Origin of the sequence: Streptomyces gardneri (genome assembly GCF_006539185.1) — a bacterium.
In the GTDB taxonomy this organism is placed as follows: domain Bacteria; phylum Actinomycetota; class Actinomycetes; order Streptomycetales; family Streptomycetaceae; genus Streptomyces; species Streptomyces gardneri.
Genome location: NZ_BJMN01000023.1, coordinates 46,041 through 66,540 on the forward strand (window position 1 = coordinate 46,041; position 20,500 = coordinate 66,540).

Consider the following 20,500-nt stretch of genomic DNA (forward strand, 5'->3'; position numbering starts at 1 on the left):
AGCGACCAAATCCGGTGAAGGAGGTGGCGAGGACGACTGGACGGGCGCCGGGGCCTTACGCAGCGGAGGCCGCACGCAAGCCCTGAGGAGACAGCAGAAAACCGCCCTCCGACCGAGATGTGGCACCGGTCAGGAGAGCGGCTTTCCGTTATTGACAGCGCGTCAGCTCGTGCGTCGGACGCGCGTCTGCTCCGGTGTCGGGGTCAGGACGGGTCGCCGTACTGGAGTCCGCGTCCGTTGGTACCGACATACACGCGGCCGTAGGTGTCCGGGTCGCCGGTGATGACGCCGACGCCTCCAATGGCGCCCCACTGGTGGGCGTCATCGTTGACGCGGAGCCAGGTGGCGCCCTTGTCCGTGGAGCGGAAGACGCCGGTGACGTCCTTGACGGTGCCGATCAGGTAGAGGGCCTGGTAGGAGGCGCCGGGTGCGGCCTTGCCGAAGCCGAGGGCGGAGGCGGACTTCGCCGTGGTGAGCGCGGTGAAGGTGCGGCCGCCGTCGGTGGAGTGCAGCAGCCCCTGGCCGCCGCCGGCGATCCACAGGTCCCCGGCGACGCCGGGGACGGCAGTGAGCGGGCCGGCGGGCAGGCCGGTCGCCCGGGCGGTGAAGGTCGCCCCGCCGTCGGTGCTGGCGTGCAGCGTGCCGCCGGACAGCGAGTAGAACGTCCTGGCCGAGGAGCGGTCGGCGACGACGACGGCGTAGGTGCCCAGTCCGGCGACCTTCGACCAGCTCGCACCCTTGTCGGTCGACCGGTACGGGACCTGGCCGGCCTGGGTCCAGACGATGGTCGAGCCGTCGGCCGCGAGCGCGACGCGGCCGTCCTGGGCACCGGCCACCGGCTCGGCCCTGAAGCCGTTCCAGCTGATGCCTCCGTCGGTGGAGTAGGCGCCGTCCTGCGCGCCGCCGTGGCCGACGCGGACCATCATCGAGGGCGTGGACTGGGCGAAGTCGATGTCCGTGCTGTTGGTCATCATCGGGTTGTCCAGCCGCCCGGCCGGGACCTTGTTCAGGTCGTCGTGGCGGAAGCCGCCCTGGTCGCCCATGGCGGTGACGACAGCGGCACCGCCGGGCGGGGCGATCGCGTCCATCAGCGCGGTCTCCTCAAGGCCGCGCGCGCCCGCGGTCCAGTGGCTGGTGCCGCCGCTGTCGGTGGCGTTGGCGTCCTTGCTGCGCCAGATGCCGTTGCCGGTGCCGTACATCACGTGCCCGGAGTCGAAGGGGTCGATGGCCAGGGCGGTCATCCAGTGCCCGGTGTGGGTGCCGACGTAGGGAGCGGCGGAGGCGTTCCGTACCGACTTGTCCGCCAGCGCCTTCCAGGTCGTGCCGCCGTCGGTGGTGCGGTAGATCTCGTCCTCGGGCCACCAGCGGTCGAGGGTGGTGACCATCACCGTGGACGGCTGGCGCGGGTCGACGGCCAGGCCGGAGAACCCGTAGCCGCCCTGGGACGGGGAGACGTTCTTCCACGTTCCGCCGGCCGGTGCGTACTTCCAGACCGAGCCCGCCGTCACGCCGTTGGGTCCGAGGGCGTTGGTGTACGTCAGGTACAGCGAGCCGTCACCGGAGAGCACGCCGTGCTGCGGCAACTGGCCCGTGGGCTGGCCGGGGACGGCCTGCCAGGTGCTGCCGCCGTCGGTGGAGCGGTAGAGGGAGGTGGACCTGTCGGCGACGCCGACGTAGATCGTCCTGCTGCCGGCCGGGCCGTACGTCACGAAGGAGATGCCCGCACCACTGCCCGCACCGTCCTTGACGGGGAATGAGGAGACCTGCCGCCACGTCGCACCGCTGTCGGTGCTGCGCCACAGGCCGTTCTTGCGGGTGCCAAGGAGCAGGGTGCGGTTGTCGGCGGGGTCGATCACGAGCCGTTCGCCCGCCCCGCGGCCGTCCTCGTTGCCGCCGGCCTTGAACGGCAGGTCGGTGCGCTTGAAGGTGCGGCCACGGTCGGTGCTGCGCAGGATCGCGCCGTTGCCGGCCCACTCGTTGGTGTAGGTGCCGGCCGCGAGGTAGAGCCGGTCGGGGTCGACCGGGTCGGTGGCCACCGAATCGATGCCCAGCAGGTTCCAGTCCTTCTCGCCGAGCCAGTCGGTCAGCGGGATCCACTGCTCGGCCGCGGAGTCCCAGCGGTAGGCGCCGCCCATGTCGGTACGCGCGTACAGCAGACCCTTCTCCCGTGGGTTGAACACCAGCCCGGTGACGTAACCGCCGCCGACGACCTGGGCGTTCTTCCACGCGTACGGTCCGGTCCCGGTGGCCTGGGTCTCGGACGTCTTCACCAGCTTCCACTGCTGGTTGGTGCTGCCATGGCCTCCGTACTGGATGACCGCCGCGCCGTCGGCCGTGGAGCCTCCGGAGACGTCCAGGACCTGGCCGCTCCTGCGGGAGGTGAAGGTGACGGCGTCGGAACCGCTCGCCTCGTCGATCCGCCACTCCTGGGAGGTGGAGGAGCTGTCGGTCTGCTGCTCGGCGGCAGCTGCCTGGGCGGTCGAGCCGCCCGCTATGCCCAGCACCTTGCCGCTGTTGCGGTTCACCAGCTCGTAGTAGCCGTCCCCGGCGGGGCGCAGTCTCCACTGCTGGTTGGCGGTGTTCTGGTCGGTCCACTGCTGGATGCGGGTGCCGTCGGCGGTGGAGAAGGCGTTGACGTCCAGCACCTTGCCGCTGCGCACGGAGACCAGCTTGTAGTAGGCATTGCCGTCGACCGTCGCGGCCTGCGAGTCGTCCTGCACGAACAGGAGGTACGGCACGACGGTGGCGGGCACTCCGAGCAGCAGAGCGGTGACGGTCCTGCGACGGCGGTGACGCCCGCGGCGCCCGCCGTTCGTGGGGTTGTTCATGGGGGGTGTTTCTCCTTGTGCAACCGTGGATCGGGCAGGTCAGCGCTGCAGGGTGAGGACACCCGGCCGGTAGGGCAGCTGGTCGTAGGGTCCGGCCGCGGTGGGGGACTTGCCCTGGTACAGGAACTGCAGGTTGCAGGGGTCGATGGTCATGGTCTGGTCGGGGTTGGTACGGATCAGGTCGCCGTGGCTGATGTCGTCGGTCCAGGTGGCACCGCTGTTGGCCTTGCCCGCGAAGGGGTTGCTTTCGCTGCCGGCCTGCGGGGTCCACGCACCGCTCAGGCTGGAGGCCGTGAACGAGCGGAAGTAGCGCCGCTCGTTCGCACCCCGAGCCTCGACGATCATGAGGTACTGGTTCTGGCCCTGGACCTTGTAGACCTGCGGCGCTTCGAAGAGGTTCTTCGCCGTGTCGCTCATGACCGTCGTGTACGACGACCCGAAGTTGCCCGGGAAGTTCCCGATCGGCATGCTCGCCCGGTAGATCTTGCCGTTGTCACCGGCGAAGAACAGGTACATGTTCCGGTCGTCGCCGATCAGGGTCTGGTCGATCGGGCCGGTGCCGGATTCGGTGCGGGGGATGCTGCCGGTGAACAGTGGCTGCGGCGCGGACCAGCCGTTGGGGTTGCTGGGGTCGCTCGACGTGCGGTAGCTGAAGGGCGAGGCACCCCACTGGTACGCGAGCACCCAGATCTTCTTGGGTGCGAAGTAGAACAGGGTGGGCGCCACCGCGTTCTGGTTCATCTTCGTCTGGCCGGCCGACGCCATGTCGGACCAGTTCGTGAAGGGGCGGAACGCCATCGAGCCGTACGAGGTTCCCGACGCGCTCGACGCGTAGACCAGGTGCTTGCCGTTGTGCATCACGTGGGTGAAGTCCTTCACCGCGGCCCATCCGTTCGACGGCTGGGCGAGGGCACCCGTCGAACGCCACTTGTACGTCGTCGGGAGATCACACGTGCCGCTGCCCGTCCCGGACGGGGCGGTCCAGGTCCACTTCTGGTTGTCGACGGACGCGCAGGCGTACAGCTGGATCGTGGTGCCGTTCGCGGTGGCGGCGCCGACGGCGTCGAGGCACAGCCCGGACTGGACGCCGGTGATCGAGCCGTCGGTGTTGACGCTCCACTGCTGGTTGGCGCCGCCGTTGCAGTCCCAGACGATCACCGAGGTGCCGTTGGTGGTGCCCTTGCCCTTGGCGTCCAGGCACTTTTCGCCGTGCACCTTCAGCTGCTTGGCGGCGGTGTAGGTCCAGCGCTGGTTGGCCTGTCCGCTGCAGTCCCACAGTTGTGCCTGGGTGCCGTTGGCGGTGGCGGAGCCGGGGATGTCGACACAGCGGCCGGAGGCAACGCCCTTGATCTCCCCGGTACCGTCGGTCGGCTTGCCCGGAGTGGCACCGGAGCCGGAGTGGAGAGCGTTCATGACGGCGGTGTACGCGGGCTTGGGCTTGCCGCCGCTGTCGAACAGCAGCGGGCTTTCGCCGCTGCGCCAGGAGTCGCTGTCACGGACGCCCCACACCGTGATGCCGGTGCATCGGGGCACGGACAGGCAGGTGTTGACCGTGTTCGCGTACTGGGTGGGTGATGCCTGGGCGATGTCCAGCTCGGTGATCTGGACGTCGACGCCCAGGGCGGCGAAGCCGGCCAAGGTGGTCTTGAAGCTCGCCGGCGGCCCACCCGCCCCGAAGTGGCTCTGGAACCCGACGCAGTCGATGGGCACGCCGCGGGACTTGAAGTCCTTGACCATGCGGTAGACGCCCTGGGTCTTGGCGTCCGACCAGTTCTCGATGTTGTAGTCGTTGTAGCAGAGCTTGGCCGAGGAATCGGCCGCACGGGCAGTGCGGAACGCTTCCTCGATGAAGCCGTTGCCCAGCACCTGCTGGAAGACCGAGTCGCGGAGCCGGCCGCTGCCGCCGTCGGCGAACGCCTCATTGACCACGTCCCAGGCGTAGATCTTGCCCTTGTAGTGGGCCATCTGGGTGGTGATGTGATGGTTCATCACACCGCGCAGAGTGCTCGCGTCGCGGATGGCGCTGACCCAGGAGGGGAGCTGCGAGTGCCAGACCGTGGTGTGGCCGCGCAGCCGCTGGCCGCGGGCCAGGGCACGATCGACGATCCGGTCTGCGGGGCCGAAGTCGAAACGGCCGCGGGACGGTTCGATGGCGTCCCACTTCATCTCGTTCTCCGGGGTGATCATGTTGAACTCCCGGTCCGCGATCGCGGTGTACGCGGAGTCGCCGAGCCTGCCGGCGGCCACAGCCGTGCCGAAGTACCTGCCCGAGGGGGCAGCCTGGGTGCCCAGGCCCGCAGCTCCGGCGGAGCTGGGGAGGAGCGTCACGACGCCGGCCACCAGCGCCGTGGCCGACAGTCCAATCGCCCATGTCCGGCGTCGCCGGCGGAGCCGGTGCAGGCCCTTCATGATTCTCCTCGGGTGCCCTGCGTACCGGTCGCCCGGAGTTCGTGGGTGTGTTGCGTCATGGGAGGAACCTTCTTCAGGGGATACGTCAGTGGGGGACGTCAGGACCCAGCCGCGCCGGCACGTCATGACAGGCGGCGGGAAGGACACCCCTGAAGTGGAGGCTTCCGAACTCGCGGTCTCGTAACAGAAAAGTCGCGCCGCCCGCAGGATTGCCCAGTGATGCATCTCGCAGGCAGAAAGCGTTATGCCGGACGCCGTGCCCTGGTCGCGCCCGTGGAAGAGGGGCGCCGCACCGATCCGCAGTGAACGCCGGTCACGGCGTGGGGCAGGAACCATGGAGGATCCGGCTGGAGGAGCACCAGCTGTGAATGTGCGACTCGGTCGGGATCGCCCGAGGAGCGGTGCTCAGGCCCCGGGGCTGCGCACGATGAAGGAAGCCTGGCCGGCGAAGGCCCTCGTGCCGTCGGAGCCGTCGAGCCAGATGCCGCCGTCGCGGTGGCGGAGGACCGATCCCGGATAGTTGTGCGCGTGCAGGGTCACGGACCCGGCGACCGCCCCGGGACGGGGACAGAAGGTGGCGTCTTCACGGAACAGTGCGCTGCCGTCGTCGGTGCTCAGCCGCAGCCGCAGGTAGTGGTGGCGAAGATACCGGCCGTCTGCGGCGCGGAAGGTGACGCACTGCGTGTCGGCCAGGCCCCCGACGACCGTGAAGGTGGCCCGCTGACGGGCCTGCGCGCTGCTGGACGCGGCGACGCCGCCGAGCGCCGCGAAGTCGCCCGTGTACGTGACGAACAGGCCGGGACTGTCCGCGGACTCCAGCGACTGTGCGCCCAGCGGAACGGCGCCCGCGACGGCGGACGGGCCGACCGAGGGCGGGCTCACCGGGGACGGACTCGTCGGGGACGGTCCCGCCGAGGTGGTGGTGCGCGAGGGAACGGGCGTGGGAGTGCCGACCGTGGGAGCGGCAGTCGCGCCGGGCACTCGAGGCGCCGGTTCGGGCCAGGTCGCATAGGTGGCGGTCCCGGCGATGAGCACCGCGCCGGTCGCGAGGCTCACCAGCGGATGAGCGGTCACCGTCTGGAGTTTGCCGATCAGAGCGCCGTGCAGACCGCCTCCCCCCGTCGCCGTGCCGACGGCGACGGGGGCCGCGGCCAGCCCGGCGGCGCTCGCTGCCGTACCCGACAGCAGGCCCTTGGCGGCCAGCGCGGCGATCAGTGCGGCCGGGACGGCCAGCGTCGTGAGGCCGAGGGGCAGCAGTTCGGCCGGAACCCGTTCTGCCGACGTCGCCCGGCAGACAGTGCAGTCACGTGTGTGCCGCGCGATCCGCTTGCGCCACACCGACGCATGGTGACCGTCCCAGCCGACGACTGTCCCGTCCAGCTGCGGACAGCGCGGGTCGGCCTCCAGCGCGGCGACGATCGTCCGGCACAGTTCCAGCTGCTCCCGCATGCGTTGGAGGCGCACTCCGACGTGCGCGACCGTGAGCCCCGTCGCGGCGGCCATGTCCTCCCGGCTGAGCAGGCCGGCGCACTCCTGCCACCACAGCGACAGCAGCACCCGGTGGTCCGGGTCGAGCCACCGGCCGGCTTCGACGACGCGACGGCGCTCGTCCGAGACATGCAGCCGCAGGATCGCCGTGTCCACAGGCTCGGCGCCGGCGTCCGGTATCTGGCGTGCCTCGTCGATGACCGTGGTCCGGTCGGCGGACACGTGTTGCCGGTGCCAGTGGGTATTGATCTGGCGGAGCGTGATCGACACCAGCCAGGACCGGAAGCTCTCCGGAGCGCGCAGGTCAGGCAGGTCGCGCACCACGCGCAGCAGGGTTTCCTGGACGACGTCGTCGACGTCCGCATGCCCGCTCAGCGCTCGCCCGACGATGTTGTAGACCAACGGCAGGTATGCGGCGATCAGCTCCTCGCGCGCCCGATCGTCACCGGCCTGCGCCGCGACGACCAGCCCCACGTGGTCTGCATCAATGAGCCCCATTCCCACCTTCTTCAGGGAGTAATCCGCCGAGTACGGCGGCACACCCTAGCCTCGGCAGAGGCATACGGCCAAAGCCTGCGCCTCGGGCGGACGGTCTGGCCCGTGCCGACATGGAAGGCCCGGTGCCCGGGGAGTGTGTCCGGTCGCACTCGGCCAACTCGCTGACGGCCCATTCAAGCCGATGTTCTCGGAAGATCGCTCGCTGGGGCTCCACGCTCCAGAGAACCAGTGTCCGACTCGGCACCAGGCGATGCTGCTCGCCTTCAAGGCCGTCGTCAGTGCCGCACTGGACATGCCGCTGCCACATGGCGCAGTGGAGGAGTGGCAGCGAGCGCAGGCCCGGACGGTTCCTTGTAGGGGATGCCGTTGGTGACGGGGATGCTACACCTCGCGCTGACACGGGCCGCCCCTGACCATTTCTTGACCTGACGACTACTCGCCCGTGGAGGTCCCGGGCCGGCCGTCACGGAACGTCACGACCGAGAAGCGGATGGGGCAGGGGCAGCCAACGGCGCGGCAGCCAGGGCCCCAGCCACTTCAGGATGCCTCCGACCACACGGCCGAGGGCTCCACCCGGCGGAGCAGCGCCACCACGTTGAATCCGCAAGGACCCGAGCATGCCCTGGACACGTCCTCATCCTGCTCGGCCAAGGCTGGAGCAACTTCTCACGTCGAGCGGAGCGAGCCGGCAGAAACAGCTGGACCGTCACGTCCCGCCAGCCCACGAGCGCCGCCGGCCAGGATGCCGAGACGGCCTGACGTCACCCCTGCGCCGCACTGAGACACCTGACACCTCGTCAGCAAGGTCGGCAATCAGCTGACCAGACCTGCTCGCACACGAGCGCACCCGGGAAGCGCCCGACGATCGCGCGACGCGGAGGGGCCTCGATGCGCCCCTCCCCCAGCCACGACGAGAGCCACAGGCAGGGGCCAAGAAGCCCCGACACTGCATCGACTCGACAGAGAAGAACCCCAGGTCACCGCGCCCTGCCCGCGCCTTTAGCTGGGTCGGTGGCCCTCCGGGGCATCGAGCCGGTCGCCGTCGTAGCCCCCTTCACCTCACCGAAGCGGTCGCCCGACATCCAGCCCTCGCGCACCTGGCGGATCTCCTCGCCCATGCGGCCCACGAAGTTCCACCACAACACGCTCCGCTCCACGACGGACCCAGCACTGGATGCCCCGCAAGGGCTCCGCGACGACGCCAAGCCCTGAGGACAATCCACCAACCCCAAGTCGCCCTCCCCGACACCCATCCCATGTCGACTGAACCGTGGCGCAGCTCGCCCTCGCGATTGAGGCTCTGCCATGTCGCAGGAAATCTCGAGCACACACCAAGATCCGGACCATTCCCGGACCACCTCGCTCGTCGGAAGCATCAGCGGCAACATCTCCGCAGGCCAGCGCCTCGGAACTCCTGTGCCACCAGCAGACGAAGAAGCTGCTGGGCTCCGATCAAACAGCCCAACACCCTGCGAGCTGGCGGCATCCACCCCACCCACCTTCCGCTACGGTACGCAGCCCCTTGTCTGGTTCGGATGATGCCTCTCACCAGCGGTGACGCCCCTCAGGAAGTGGTGCCCGCTGGGGAGAGTCCGGGGAGAATGAAGGCCGTTGGGGAGCGGCTGGGGAGAATCGACCGCGTAAACCGGCGTCACCATGAAAGCCCCGGAAACGAGCAAACTCGCAGGTCAGCACGGCCGATACAGCCATCTGCGCAGGTCAGCGCGTTGAGGGCGAGGACTTCTTGAAGGTCTTCTCGTGGGCGGCGATTCCCTTTGCTCCCACACTGGTGGGAACTATTTATGGCATGAGCTTCGACTCCATGCCGGAGCTGCGCTGGGGCCTCGGATACCCTTCGCCATCTGCTTGATAGGGGTGATATGAGGCAGTTTGTGCGTGATTTTCAAGCAGCGAGGCCGGCTGTAGCGAGCACCTGCCTCAAACACGCGCCGCGCACTGTTTACGCATGCATCGACGCGCAAACCGCCCATACGGGGCGCTGGGGAGAAGTGATGCGTGATCTCCTTGCCCTTCCCTCTGGTGGAGCTGCGATTCGCCCGGCCCGATGTGGACGGCGACGACGCCGCGGTGAACCTCGCCGAGATGGTCCTGCGCATGCTGGGCGTTCCGCCGGACGACGCCCACGAGGTCGCCCGGCGTCCCCTCCCCGGCCTCGCCTGACCGACCACCGGCGTCCGCTCCCCCTACGCGGTGGACAACGAGCCGCCGTCACCGCTCACGCCGGCGCCGACCTCATCACCCGCATCCTCCACCAGTTCCCCACCGGCTGGGCCCTGCTGTTCGGCCAAGCCGAACTCAACTCGGCCGTGTAAACGAGCACCCGGCCCCGGGACCGCAGCAAGGGCCCGCCCGGATCCTCCGGCCGGCTCGCTTGGTGAAGTCCCCGATCGGCGCGATCGGGGACTTCCGCCTTGCTGGTCACCACCCGGCCCCGTCGGCCGCTCCTGACGGCCGGCAAAGGCCCTTACCCGCATTGCGTCGAAAGCATCGCTTCGGTACACGCTGCCCGTCGCCGACCGCGTCCGTATCCCCCTGGTCCTGCACACGGAATCAGCACGGAGGGCGCCGTCCGTGGTCCGGCTCGGCGCCCTCCGCTGTCCGTCGTCGGTCCTCGCGCTATGACCAGGGCAGGACCAGGGCGCCCCAGGCGACGACGGGGCCGAGGGCGACGATTCCGCCCGTGTAGCCGATGACCTGGCGGTAGAAGCGGCGGGAGTCCACCCCACGGGCGTTGCTGAGGACGAGTGCTCCGTTGGTCGAGAAGGGGGAGGTGTCGACGATCGTCGTGGAGACGGCGAGCGCGGCGATCAGGCCGGCGGCGCTGAGGTGGCTGGAGAGCAGCAGCGGTACGGCGATGGGGATGATCGCGGTGAGGATCGCGGTGGAGGAGGCGAAGGCGGAGGTGATGGCCACGGTGAAGCACAGCAGCAGGGCGACGACGACCGGGGCGCCCAGGTTGGCGGCGTGCTCGGAGATCTGCTCGATGACACCGGCCTTCTCCAGCATCGCGATGTACGTCATCATGCCCGCGACCAGCAGCAGGGTGGACCAGCTGACGCCGTCGACGGCCTTCTCCTGCCGCTTCATGTCCACCAGGGCCAGCAGCGCGCCGGCCGCCAGCGCGAGGAAGCCGATCTCCAGGTGGAAGCCGAGCGCGCCGACGACGAGGGCCAGCAGGGAGGCGAGGGTGAGCCACTGCCTCCAGTCGGGCCTGCCGGAGACGGCGAGGTCCTCGTCGGCGGCCGCCTCGGCGGCGCCCTCGACCAGCGGGGCGGGACGCTTGGCGAGCAGGACGTAGGTGAGGATCGCGAGCACCAGGTTGATCAGGAAGCTGGCGCTGAACAGCGTCACGGCGGAGACCTGCACATCGGCCTTGTCGACGAGGCCGAGGACCAGCGCACCGGAGACGGCCAGCGGGGAGAAGGCGCCCGCGTGCCCGCCGCTGATCACCATCATGCCGACGACCAGCGGGTTGAGCTTGTAGCGGTAGGCGAAGTTCATGCCGATCGGCGCGAGGATCGCGACCGCGGCCGGGGTGAACGTACCGAACGCCGTCAGCAGGGCGGCCACCAGGAACAGCACCCAGGGGATGAGCTGGACCTGGCCGCGTACCAGTCTCACGCCGGCCGCGACGAGCCAGTCGATGGTGCCGTTGCGGCGGGCGACGGAGAACAGGTAGGTGACGCCGACGATGGTGACGAAGAGCTTGGCCGGGAACCCGTCGAAGATCTCGGCCTCGGTGAGTCCGAGCGAGGCGGTGCCGACGGCGAAGGTGGCGACGAAGGCGAGGATGCCCAGGTTGATCGGCAGCACGGTACCGAGCACGAACATCACCAGCAGGGCGCCTATGGAGATCACTTCAGCAGACATCTTTGTCCTTGGTGCGGTGGGGACGGGGTGGCGCGCCCCGAGGGCGCGAGGGTATCCCGGTGTGGACGGCTGGGAGCCGGCCCTACCGAGGTGATGTTCGTCGCGGCTCAGGCGGCCTGCAGGCGGCCTGCTTCCGGTACGTAGATGCGGGCGTCGGCGAGCAGACGGGCCGCGCGCTGCACGGTGACCCGGTGCGGCAGGCCGTCCCGCACATCGGTGCAGCGGACCGCGACGACGCCGGCGGGCGTGCCGAGGCGCAACCACTCGTCGGCCGGGCCGCCCGTGACTTGGGAGACGACGGACCCCTCGACGAGTCCGGCCGCCGCGACGGCGACGGCAGAGGTCAGACCGATCGCGGGGTGCGGTGCGTTCATGGAGAGCATGCGCACCGACACGTCGTAGTCCTCGGCACCGATCGGTTCACCGAGGGTGGTGATGTACGGCACCGGCGGGCCGACCAGGCCCACCTTGGGCACCGCGTCACCCGGTTCCTCGCCCGGCTGGAGCAGCCCCATCAGGGGTGCGGCGGTATGCCGGACGGTGCGCAGCCAGAGGACGTCCGCGCCCATCCGCTCCAGTGACTCGGCACCGGTACGCCCGGCACTGGCGGCGTCGACGAGGACGACCGGAGCTCCTGCGGTCACCATGGTCACGCGTACCGGCTCGGCGGAGCCGACCCGAAGGTCCTGGGCGGCCTGGCCGGTGGGGAGCAGCGAGCCGGTCGTGCCACCGGCCGGGTCGCGGAAGGTGAGGCCGACCGCGACCCCGCCGGCACGGGTGCCGGGTACCGTCTGGCGGCCGAAGTGGTGCACGACGCCTCCGGGGGTGTCGACGATCCCTTCGAGGACCGCGCCGGTGTTGGTGTTGCGCATCACCACGCGCGTCCGGTCGCCGGTGACCGGAACCATTCCTTTGGTCACCGCGTACAGGGCGACGCCGGTGGCGCAGTTGCCGCAGTTGCTCGTCCACTCCACCGAGCCCGTCCCGATGCCGACCTGAGCGAACAGGTAGTCGACGTCGACGCCGGGCTGGGGTGAGGCGCCGACCACGGCGGCTTTCGAGGTGGTGGGAGTCGCCCCGCCCACCCCGTCCAGCTCCACGGGGTCGGTGGAGCCGTACGCGGCGACCAGCAGCCGTTCGAGGTCACCACGGTCGGCAGGGACTTCGACCTGGTTGAACAGCCAGCACTTGCTTGTGCCGCCACGCACCAGGGTCGCGGGAATGTGCACGTCTTCAGGCTCTTCCTGGATCGATGAAGGGGAGGGAGAAGGGCCGAGGCAGCGGTTACGGGCGCATTGCGAGCCGGTGAACCGCTCGGCGATTGCGGAGACCTTCGCAGAGCCATGACTTCGGAACAATCGCGGTTTGCTTTACCTGGGTTTAGCTCAGCTAAAGTCGACGGCATGCTCAACGTGCGCCGTCTGCTGCTGCTCACCGAGGCCACCGAACGCGGTTCGCTCACTGCCGCGGCGGAAGCCCTCGGCATGACCACCTCCGCCGCCTCCCAGCAGATGTCCCTGCTGGAGCAGGAGGCAGGGCAGCCCCTCATCGAGAGGCTGCCACGCGGTATCCGCCCCACCCCGGCGGGTGCCGCGCTGGCCGAACGCGGTCAGGCCATCCGCCGGGAACTCCGTGCCGCCCAGGCCGACCTGGACTCCTTCACCGCCCTCGACCAGGGCACCCTGCGGCTCGGTTCCTTCCCCACGGCGAGCGCGTCCCTGCTGCCGCTGGCGCTCACGCGTTTCCGACGCCGCCACGCCGGCGTCCGTATCGAGGTACGCGCCGGAGTCCTCGCGGAGCTCAGGGAGATGCTGCACGCCGGGGAGGTGGAGCAGGGGCTGCTCTGGGACTACGAATGGAACCGCCTCGACGATCCGGCGCTTGCCGTCACCCACCTGCTGGACGACCCCACGGTGCTGGTCGTCCCCGCCGACTCCCCCCTGCGCACGCGTCCCTCCGTGCGCCTCGGCGATCTCGCCGACAAGGAGTGGATCATCCGCGCCGACAACCATCCCGTCGCCGACGTCCTGCGCCGAAGCTGCCGCCAGGCGGGATTCGAACCGCGCATCGCCTACTCGTCGCACGACTACCAAGAGGCGCAGGCCATGGTCGCAGCCGGTCTCGGCATCGCGCTCGCACCCCGTCTGGCGCTCACCAGCCGACGCAGTGACGTACGCCTCCTGCCGTTCGCCTCCGACGTCCCCGCCCCCACCCGCCGCATCCTCCTCGCACGCGCCACGGCACGCCCCGCCACCCCACCGGCCCAGGCGATGGCCCGCGTCCTGCGCACGGTGGCGCAGCGATTCACCGCCCCAGACCTGCACCGGGCCCAGTTGGGGGCGGTCCGGCGGGGCTGACGGTGCGGCCACGAGCTGCGCCTCCAGGCAACCGTTCGCACCGGTGGCCGACTACCGCGAACGCCTGGCGGAACCCCGGGGGCGGGACCGCCCCCACGCCCCGAATAACCGATATACCGAACAGGCCGAATTGCCGGTCACGGTTGGCGCGAATGTCAACGGCACCCACTCCGTATGCGGGTCAACGTGTGTGACGGACCGGCTATTTCGCTTTTCGGGTCGCGCGCGCCGGAACGAAACTCGTCGGAAACATTGACGGAGCCTCGGCCCGAAATCTATTTTCTGGTCGAACTGTCGTACATCGTTCGGGATTTCGAACAATCAGGCCCCTCGTTGCAGTGATCGACCCCCCGACTCGTCGGGGCCCGCCGGATGCTTCGAACGGAAGGTCACCATGCTCAGACGCCATCTCCACCGCGGACACCGGTCTCCGGCGCTCCCCGCCGTGCTCGCGGCCCTGGTCGCGTTGGCGGCGATGCTCGTCGTCGGCCCGGCCCACGCCGCCACCAGCGGCGCCTTACGCGGTGCCGGCTCCGGCCGGTGTCTCGATGTGCCGGGCGCCGGCCAGACCGACGGCACGAACCTGCAGATCTGGGACTGCCACGGCGGGACCAACCAGCGGTGGACGTCGACGGACGACAACCGGCTGACCGTGTACGGCGACAAGTGCCTGGATGTTCCGGGCCACGCCACCACGGCCGGGACCCGGCCGGTGATCTGGAGCTGCAACGGCGGTACGAACCAGCAGTGGCGGGTCAACGCCGACGGCACGATCGTCGCCGTGGAGTCCGGGCTGTGCCTGGACGTGTCGGGCGGCGGCACGGCCAACGGCACCGGGGTGCAGCTGTGGAACTGCAACGGCGGCGACAACCAGAAGTGGACCGGCCTGTCCGGGCCGGGCAACACGTGTGCTCTTCCGTCGACGTACCGCTGGACCTCGACAGGTCCGCTGGCGCAGCCGGCGCACGGGTGGGTCGCGCTGAAGGACTTCACCACCGTGCCGTACAACGGCCAGAACCTGGTCTACGCGACCACCTCCGACGGTTCGTCGTGGGGCACGATGGCGTTCCGTCCCTTCACGAACTGGTCGGACATGGCGACGACCCCCCAGACCGGGATGAACCAGGGATTGGCGGTGGCGCCCAAACTGTTCTACTTCGCGCCCAAGAACATCTGGGTACTGGCCTCGAACGGGTGGGGTACCGCCTGGCCCTTCACCTACCGCACATCCAGCGACCCCACCGATCCCAACGGCTGGTCCGCCCCGCAGCCGCTGTTCACCGGCAGCCTCCCCGAGTCCGCCCCCATCGACCCGACCCTGATCGCCGACGACCAGAACATGCACCTGTTCTTCGCCGATGACAACGGCAAGATCTACAAGTCGACCATGCCGATCGGGAACTTCCCGGGCAACTTCGGCTCGTCGTCCACGACGGTCATGAGCGACACGGCGAAGAACCTGTTCGAAGGGCCGGAGGTCTACAAGCTCCAGGGCCGGAACCAGTACCTCATGATCGTCGAGGCGCGGGGTGCGAACGAGCACCGCTTCTTCCGCTCGTTCACCGCCTCAAGCCTGAACGGCCCGTGGACCGTCCAGGCCGGCACCGAGAGCAGCCCCTTCGCGGGCAAGGCCAACAGCGGTGCCACCTGGACCAACGACATCAGCCACGGTGACCTGGTCCGCGTCAACGCCGACCAGACCATGACCGTCGACCCCTGCAACCTGCAGTTCCTCTACCAGGGCTACGACCCCGCCACACCGCAGGGCATCCCTTACCAGCGACTGCCGTACCGGCCGGGCCTGCTCACCCTGCAGCGCTGACTCGCGCGCCTGGTCAGCAGCACACTGCCCCACTTCCTCCCCCCACCGATCCGGCCCGCGCAGCGGCTTGCGCTGCGCAGGCCAGGAAGGAATCCTGATGGCTCCCCCGCACCGACGGTTATGGCGTCTCCTCGCGGCCACCGCGCTGACGCTCACCGCCTGCGTCACCGCCTCCGCCCACACGACCGCCGAGGCCGCGCCGGGCAGCCCGGCGCTCACGCCGCCGATGGGCTGGAACAGCTGGAACAGCTTCGGATGCGGGATCACCGAGGCGCAGGTCCGCCAGGCCGCCGACACGATGGTGTCCTCGGGTATGAAGGACGCCGGTTACCAGTACGTCGTCGTCGACGACTGCTGGTTCGACCCGCAGCGTGACGCGGCGGGCAACCTGCGGGCCAACCCGACCACGTTCGCCAGTGGCATGAAGGCGCTCGGGGACTACATCCACGGCAAGGGCCTGAAGTTCGGCATCTACCAGGCGCCCAACGAGCGCACGTGCGCGCAGGGCGTGGGGACGTACCCGGGCGCCACGGGCAGCAAGGGGCACGAGGCCCAGGACGCCGCCACGTTCGCCTCATGGGGCGTGGACTACCTCAAGTACGACTGGTGCTCCGGCAGCGGCACGCTCGGCGAGCAGGTCGATCGGTTCACCCTCATGCGCGACGCCCTGCGCGCCACCGGCCGGCCGATCGTCTACAGCATCAACCCCAACAGCTTCCACGCCCCCACCGGCGACAAGTTCGACTGGGGCGAGGTCGCCGACCTGTGGCGGACGACCGAGGACCTGCTCGACATCTGGCAGAACGACAACACCAACAGCTATCCGATGGGCGTGGGCAACGTCCTGGACATCACCGCGCCGCTGGCCGCGCAGTCCGGCCCCGGACACTGGAACGACCCCGACATGCTGGTCGTCGGCCGCCCCGGCCTGTCACTGACCGAGTCCCGCACCCACTTCGCCCTGTGGTCGCTGATGGGCGCCCCGCTCATGGCCGGCAACGACATCCGTACGATGTCCGCCGACGTGAGCGCCATCCTGCGCAACCCGCGTCTCCTCGCGGTGAACCAGGACTCGCTGGGTGCGGGCGGGCGCAGGGTGCGCGACGACGGCGGCACCGAGGTGTTCGCCAAGCCCCTGGCCGACGGCTCGGTCGCCGTGGGCCTGTTCAACCGGGGAGGGAGCACCGCGACCGTCACCGCCACGGCCGCACAAGTCGGCCTCACCGGCCAGTCGTTCGCCCTCACCGACCTGTGGACCGGCGGCACGTCGAGCACCTCCGGCCAGATCTCCGCGAGCGTACCCGCGCACGGCGTCGCCGTGTTCAAGATGACCGGGGGGAGCCCGCTGGCCGCCACCACCGCACGCCTGCGCGGCACCGGATCAGGCCGATGCCTGGACGTGGACCGCGCCTCCACCGCGGCCGGGACGCAGGCGCTGATCTGGGACTGCCACACCGCCGCCAACCAACTCTGGACCACGTGGGCCGGAGGCGAGATCCGCGTCTACGGCGACAAGTGCCTGGACGCCTCCGGCCAGGGCACCGCCAACGGCACGCGGGTCGTCATCTGGCCCTGCAACGGCCAGAACAACCAGAAATGGACCGCGCAAGCCGACGGGTCGATGCGCAACGTCCACGCCGGCCTGTGCCTCGACGCGAACGGGGCCGGCACCGCCAACGGGACCCCCGTCGTCCTCTGGACCTGCAACGGCCAGAGCAACCAGAAGTGGACCACGCTCCCGTGACGCGCCACCCCGAGAAAGGGAACCCCGTGAGAAGGTCCTGGATCCGCCCCCTGGTCGCGCTCCTCGCGGCCGCGCTCGCGGTGACAGCGGCAGGGGCGGCCCCCGCCTCCGCCGCCTCCGACACTCCCTTGCGGGTCATGCCGTTGGGCGACTCGATCACCTGGGGCGTGGGCAGCGGTACGGGCAACGGCTACCGGGGGCCGCTGTGGGACAAGCTCGCGGCGGACGGCCACCCGGTGGACTTCGTGGGCACGGGACGGGCCGGTTCGATGTCCGACCCCGACAACGAAGGCCACTCCGGCTACCTGATCGAGCAGATCGCCGCCCTCACCGACGCCTCGCTCACCCGCTACCGACCCAACGTCGTGACGCTGCACATCGGCACCAACGACCTCGACAGATCCCACCAGGTCTCCACCGCCACCGCCAGGCTGAAGTCACTGGTCGGCCAGATCACCGCCGCCGCCCCCGACGCCACCGTCCTCGTGGCCTCCCTGGTCGTGTCCACCAGCGGCTCGGAGGAGCAGTACCGTGCCGCGTACAACCAGGCCATCCCCCAGATCGTGAGGGACGCACAGGCCGCGGGCAAGCGCGTCGCGTACGTCGACATGAGCAGCCTGACCACGGCCGACCTGGCCGACGCCCTGCACCCCAACGACGCGGGCTACCGGAAGATGGCCGACGCCTTCCACCGCGGTGTCCAGGCCGCGGACAGCGCCGGCTGGCTGAGGAACCCCGCCCCCGCCCCCACACGCGTACAGTCCGGCATCGCCGGCAAGTGCCTGGACGTCAGCGGCGCCGGCACCGCTGACGGGACCGCCGTCCAGACATGGAGCTGTGGCGGCGGTGCCAGCCAGGTCTGGTCCGCCTACACCGACGGCACCCTGCGCTCCATGGGCAAGTGCCTCGACGCCGCCGGCTGGGGCACGGCCAACGGCACCAAGGCGCAGCTCTGGGCCTGCCACGGCGGCTCCAACCAGATGTGGCAGCCCTACAACGGCGGCTACCGCAACCCCGCCTCCGGCCGCTGCCTCGACGTCCCGGGCTCCTCCACCGCCGACGGCACGCAGCTCCAGCTGTGGGACTGCCACGGCGGCTCCAACCAGAAGTGGACCACCCTGACCGCCGGATGACCGCCGCTCCCGGGATCCGAACCCCGTTCTGGGCTCAGATCCCGGGAGAACTTCGGTGGGGCGGTGAAGTGTGGTGGGTGGACGGTGACCGCAGGTTCGCGCGCACTGGTTTCCGATGTGTTTCATGAGGCTTGCGTGAGGTGTTGAGACCCACAGGGTCGACTCCTCCTTTTCCTCACGCGAACCGGTTCGACACCGGAATCCGAGCACTGCTCCCACCTCTGCCCGACCGCCTCCTTTCTCCTATGGAGAATGTCGAACCGGTTCGATGAAGGAGTCCCGGCGAGGCTGGGGCCGTCGTAGCCCTTGATCTCGCCGAAGCGGTCACTGGTCATCCATTCGTCGCGCGCCTTGCGGATCTCCTCGTCCGTGCGACCCACGAAGTTCCACCACCACTTGATCCGTCGACGTTTTCGCAGGTCAGAGGCGCCCTAGTCCATCAAAGTCAGCAAAAGTCAGCATCGGAGTGCCTCCGGGCAGCCCGATTCGCTCGCAAATTGCCAGCTGGTCCCAAGCACGCCGGTCGGCGTCACACCTCGAACTGAGCCGCCGTGACGGGACCGCTCTCACGTGTCCGCTGTGCCCCAGAGGTGGGGCTGGTCAGCCCGGCTCACCGAACCGACAACCGGTAACTCACACGACGCGCCCCGACGGGATCTCAAAAATGTCGTGACAGCTCCGACACCGCTTCTCACCAGGCCGAGGAGAGAATCCCTGACCGGCGCTTGGCGTACGTCCGAGCCAGTAGAGGACCTGACGAAGAGCTGACAGGCCCTCCACCCAGAGTGATCAAGCCCTGCAAAACTGGCGCAATGAGACGTGTGCACCTGGAAGCGGCCGAAGACCATGTCGAGCGCCTGGCGAGAGAGCACGATCCCGTCGGAGCCGTGAAGGAGCTCATTTGGAACGCCTGGACGCGGACGCCACCAAGGTCACGGTGACCATCGAGCGGTCGGCCACTGGTGCGGTGGACAAGGTCATGACTGCGGACGACGGGGAGGGCATCACCCCTGAAGGCTGCACGACCGCTTTCGAGAAGATCGGTGGTTCGTGGAAGAAGCACAGCCACACCACGGTCGGCGGCCGCCCCTTGCACGGCCGTGCGGGCCAAGGCCGTCTGCGCGCGTTCGCCCTCGGCGCCTTCATCAGGTGGACCACCGTCGCCAAGGGAATTGACGGCCTGCGGAAGACAACGGTGACGGCGCACAACGCCTCGCGCAACGACTTCCCGATCGGCGACTCCACGCCCACGGACGAACCGACGGGAACGCTGGTCGAGGCTTGGGGCCGGCAGTCGGTGGTTCTGGACCGTCTCACCGCCGATCGCGCACGAAGTCTGCTGACGACGGAGTTCGCTCCGTACCTGGCCAGGTATCCCAAGGTCGAGATCGTCTTCGACGGGGAGAAGATCGACCCCACCGCGGTCATCCAGAAGCAGTCCGAGGAACGCGTCGAATTCGAGCACGACGGCGCTATGGAGACCGCTGTCGTCCGGATCATCGAATGGGACATTGCGGGTGGAACGTGAGCTCCACCTGTGCGATGCCCTCGGCGTCCCCGTCGACATCACGGAGACGAGGATCCAGGCGCCCGGCTTCGGATTTCACCACCTACGTCCTCTGGGGCCGGATGCACTGCATGCGAAGAGCGACGACCTGGATTGCTTCGCAGCCGACGGATGCCGAGCTGGTCACGCTCGCGACGCTGGCGGTGCCGATCGGCGCGGTGGTGCACCTGGCGCTGCTCGGCCTGCTTCCCACCGGCGGCGCCACCGACACCACTGCCCTGATCGTCGTCCGGGTCTGAGGTGCCGGCCGGCGCCAAGGCAACCCTTCCGAATCCCCCGTCAGGACGTGCGGTGCGGGACGGTGTGGGGTCGCGACCGCGTGTAGACCTTCAGGCGGCCCACCGACGCCGCTCGGTCGGGTGAGCCGGTCGCTGTGCGGGCCTCGTGTTGTGCGCGGCCGTGATCGCGCCAACGGTGGGGCGGGCTGACCGGCGTCGTCGGTACGGACGGGCGGACATCGCGGAGCTCTCGCGGGTATGGGGCCCTCGGCCATACGGAACACGTGCAAGCCTGGGTGATACCTCACGGTCGAACAGACGACATCTGCCGCCTCCCAGCTGGGACTTCGGCCAGGGTGCGGGTGTGGCGCTACCGTGCGAGGCTGGCAATTGGAGGGTCGTTCGAGGGAGCTACGCCTACCAGCGAGGACGGCGCCCGCTTCCTCTCGGCAGGGCCGATACGGCTTGTATCTCAATGATAGGCAGGCGGCACCACCTCACTCCGGGCATCCTCATCGCCCTCGCCAATGGCGCGTTGTACCGGT

At 69.4% G+C, this 20,500-nt stretch carries 12 protein-coding genes and 4 pseudogenes; 9 read left to right on the forward strand and 7 right to left on the reverse strand.

The annotated features are described in order from the left end of the window. Positions 1-203: 203 nt before the first annotated feature. From SGA01_RS18495 to SGA01_RS42910, 4 genes are all read right to left on the reverse strand, one after another. Entirely contained in the window at positions 204-2,828 is a 2,625-nt protein-coding gene (locus SGA01_RS18495; protein WP_141297585.1) for an RICIN domain-containing protein, read from the reverse strand. Between the two features lie 39 nt (positions 2,829-2,867). Then, the gene (locus SGA01_RS18500) at positions 2,868-5,237 is read right to left on the reverse strand and encodes a non-reducing end alpha-L-arabinofuranosidase family hydrolase (protein ID WP_141297586.1); all 2,370 of its coding nucleotides are present in this window, start codon (positions 5,235-5,237) and stop codon (positions 2,868-2,870) included. Between the two features lie 405 nt (positions 5,238-5,642). Further along, positions 5,643-7,223, reverse strand: coding sequence for a sigma-70 family RNA polymerase sigma factor (locus SGA01_RS18505; RefSeq protein WP_141297587.1), 1,581 nt, complete (start codon positions 7,221-7,223; stop codon positions 5,643-5,645). 977 nt (positions 7,224-8,200) lie between these two features. Further along, a complete protein-coding gene (locus tag SGA01_RS42910) occupies positions 8,201-8,368 on the reverse strand; it encodes a pirin (protein ID WP_174867369.1) in 168 nt (55 codons plus the stop codon). A 602-nt stretch (positions 8,369-8,970) separates the two neighbouring features. Between SGA01_RS42910 and SGA01_RS42915 the strand changes: the two are divergent. The 3 pseudogenes from SGA01_RS42915 to SGA01_RS42135 all read left to right on the forward strand — a co-directional run. Then, positions 8,971-9,107: pseudogene (locus SGA01_RS42915) on the forward strand (CorA family divalent cation transporter); the annotation flags it as partial. Positions 9,108-9,260: 153 nt separating this feature from the next. Further along, a pseudogene (locus SGA01_RS18520) lies at positions 9,261-9,404 on the forward strand (TetR/AcrR family transcriptional regulator); the annotation flags it as partial. 29 nt (positions 9,405-9,433) lie between these two features. After that, positions 9,434-9,556: pseudogene (locus SGA01_RS42135) on the forward strand (DUF2267 domain-containing protein); the annotation flags it as partial. Between the two features lie 304 nt (positions 9,557-9,860). On the opposite strand, the gene SGA01_RS18530 reads toward SGA01_RS42135, so the two are convergent. Next, the gene (locus SGA01_RS18530) at positions 9,861-11,114 is read right to left on the reverse strand and encodes an SLC13 family permease (protein ID WP_229918450.1); all 1,254 of its coding nucleotides are present in this window, start codon (positions 11,112-11,114) and stop codon (positions 9,861-9,863) included. A 107-nt stretch (positions 11,115-11,221) separates the two neighbouring features. Next, positions 11,222-12,343, reverse strand: a complete 1,122-nt coding sequence (locus SGA01_RS18535; protein ID WP_141297588.1) for a PrpF domain-containing protein — start codon at positions 12,341-12,343, stop codon at positions 11,222-11,224. 174 nt (positions 12,344-12,517) lie between these two features. Between SGA01_RS18535 and SGA01_RS18540 the strand changes: the two genes are divergently transcribed. The 4 genes from SGA01_RS18540 (at position 12,518) to SGA01_RS18555 (ending at position 18,170) form a co-directional block, all read left to right on the forward strand. Beyond that, on the forward strand, positions 12,518-13,471 hold the full coding sequence (locus SGA01_RS18540) for a LysR family transcriptional regulator (RefSeq protein WP_141297589.1): 954 nt from the start codon (positions 12,518-12,520) through the stop codon (positions 13,469-13,471). Positions 13,472-13,865: 394 nt separating this feature from the next. Beyond that, positions 13,866-15,293, forward strand: coding sequence for a non-reducing end alpha-L-arabinofuranosidase family hydrolase (locus SGA01_RS18545; protein ID WP_141297590.1), 1,428 nt, complete (start codon positions 13,866-13,868; stop codon positions 15,291-15,293). Between the two features lie 97 nt (positions 15,294-15,390). Then, entirely contained in the window at positions 15,391-17,037 is a 1,647-nt protein-coding gene (locus tag SGA01_RS18550; RefSeq protein ID WP_141297591.1) for a glycoside hydrolase family 27 protein, read from the forward strand. Between the two features lie 26 nt (positions 17,038-17,063). Further along, positions 17,064-18,170: a ricin-type beta-trefoil lectin domain protein gene (locus SGA01_RS18555; protein ID WP_141297592.1), complete on the forward strand. Its 1,107-nt coding sequence runs from the start codon at positions 17,064-17,066 to the stop codon at positions 18,168-18,170. 284 nt (positions 18,171-18,454) lie between these two features. On the opposite strand, the pseudogene SGA01_RS42140 reads toward SGA01_RS18555, so the two are convergent. Further along, positions 18,455-18,562 (reverse strand): annotated as a pseudogene (locus SGA01_RS42140) (pirin); the annotation flags it as partial. A 509-nt stretch (positions 18,563-19,071) separates the two neighbouring features. Between SGA01_RS42140 and SGA01_RS18565 the strand changes: the two are divergent. After that, complete coding sequence (locus SGA01_RS18565) at positions 19,072-19,698, forward strand: ATP-binding protein (protein WP_255325211.1); 627 nt, start codon at positions 19,072-19,074, stop codon at positions 19,696-19,698. A gap of 110 nt (positions 19,699-19,808) precedes the next feature. After that, positions 19,809-19,976, forward strand: coding sequence for a hypothetical protein (locus SGA01_RS41100; RefSeq protein WP_167534129.1), 168 nt, complete (start codon positions 19,809-19,811; stop codon positions 19,974-19,976). Positions 19,977-20,500 lie beyond the last annotated feature (524 nt).

What these genes read in the sequence shown, in the direction of transcription:
- SGA01_RS41100 (WP_167534129.1), top strand. Translation starts at nt 19,809, where the DNA reads ATGCGAAGAGCGACGACCTGGATTGCTTCGCAGCCGACGGATGCCGAG.
- SGA01_RS18550 (WP_141297591.1), top strand. Translation starts at nt 15,391, where the DNA reads ATGGCTCCCCCGCACCGACGGTTATGGCGTCTCCTCGCGGCCACCGCG.
- SGA01_RS18545 (WP_141297590.1), top strand. Translation starts at nt 13,866, where the DNA reads ATGCTCAGACGCCATCTCCACCGCGGACACCGGTCTCCGGCGCTCCCC.
- SGA01_RS18500 (WP_141297586.1), bottom strand. Translation starts at nt 5,237, where the DNA reads ATGAAGGGCCTGCACCGGCTCCGCCGGCGACGCCGGACATGGGCGATT.
- SGA01_RS18540 (WP_141297589.1), top strand. Translation starts at nt 12,518, where the DNA reads ATGCTCAACGTGCGCCGTCTGCTGCTGCTCACCGAGGCCACCGAACGC.
- SGA01_RS18495 (WP_141297585.1), bottom strand. Translation starts at nt 2,828, where the DNA reads ATGAACAACCCCACGAACGGCGGGCGCCGCGGGCGTCACCGCCGTCGC.
- SGA01_RS18505 (WP_141297587.1), bottom strand. Translation starts at nt 7,223, where the DNA reads ATGGGGCTCATTGATGCAGACCACGTGGGGCTGGTCGTCGCGGCGCAG.
- SGA01_RS18530 (WP_229918450.1), bottom strand. Translation starts at nt 11,114, where the DNA reads ATGTCTGCTGAAGTGATCTCCATAGGCGCCCTGCTGGTGATGTTCGTG.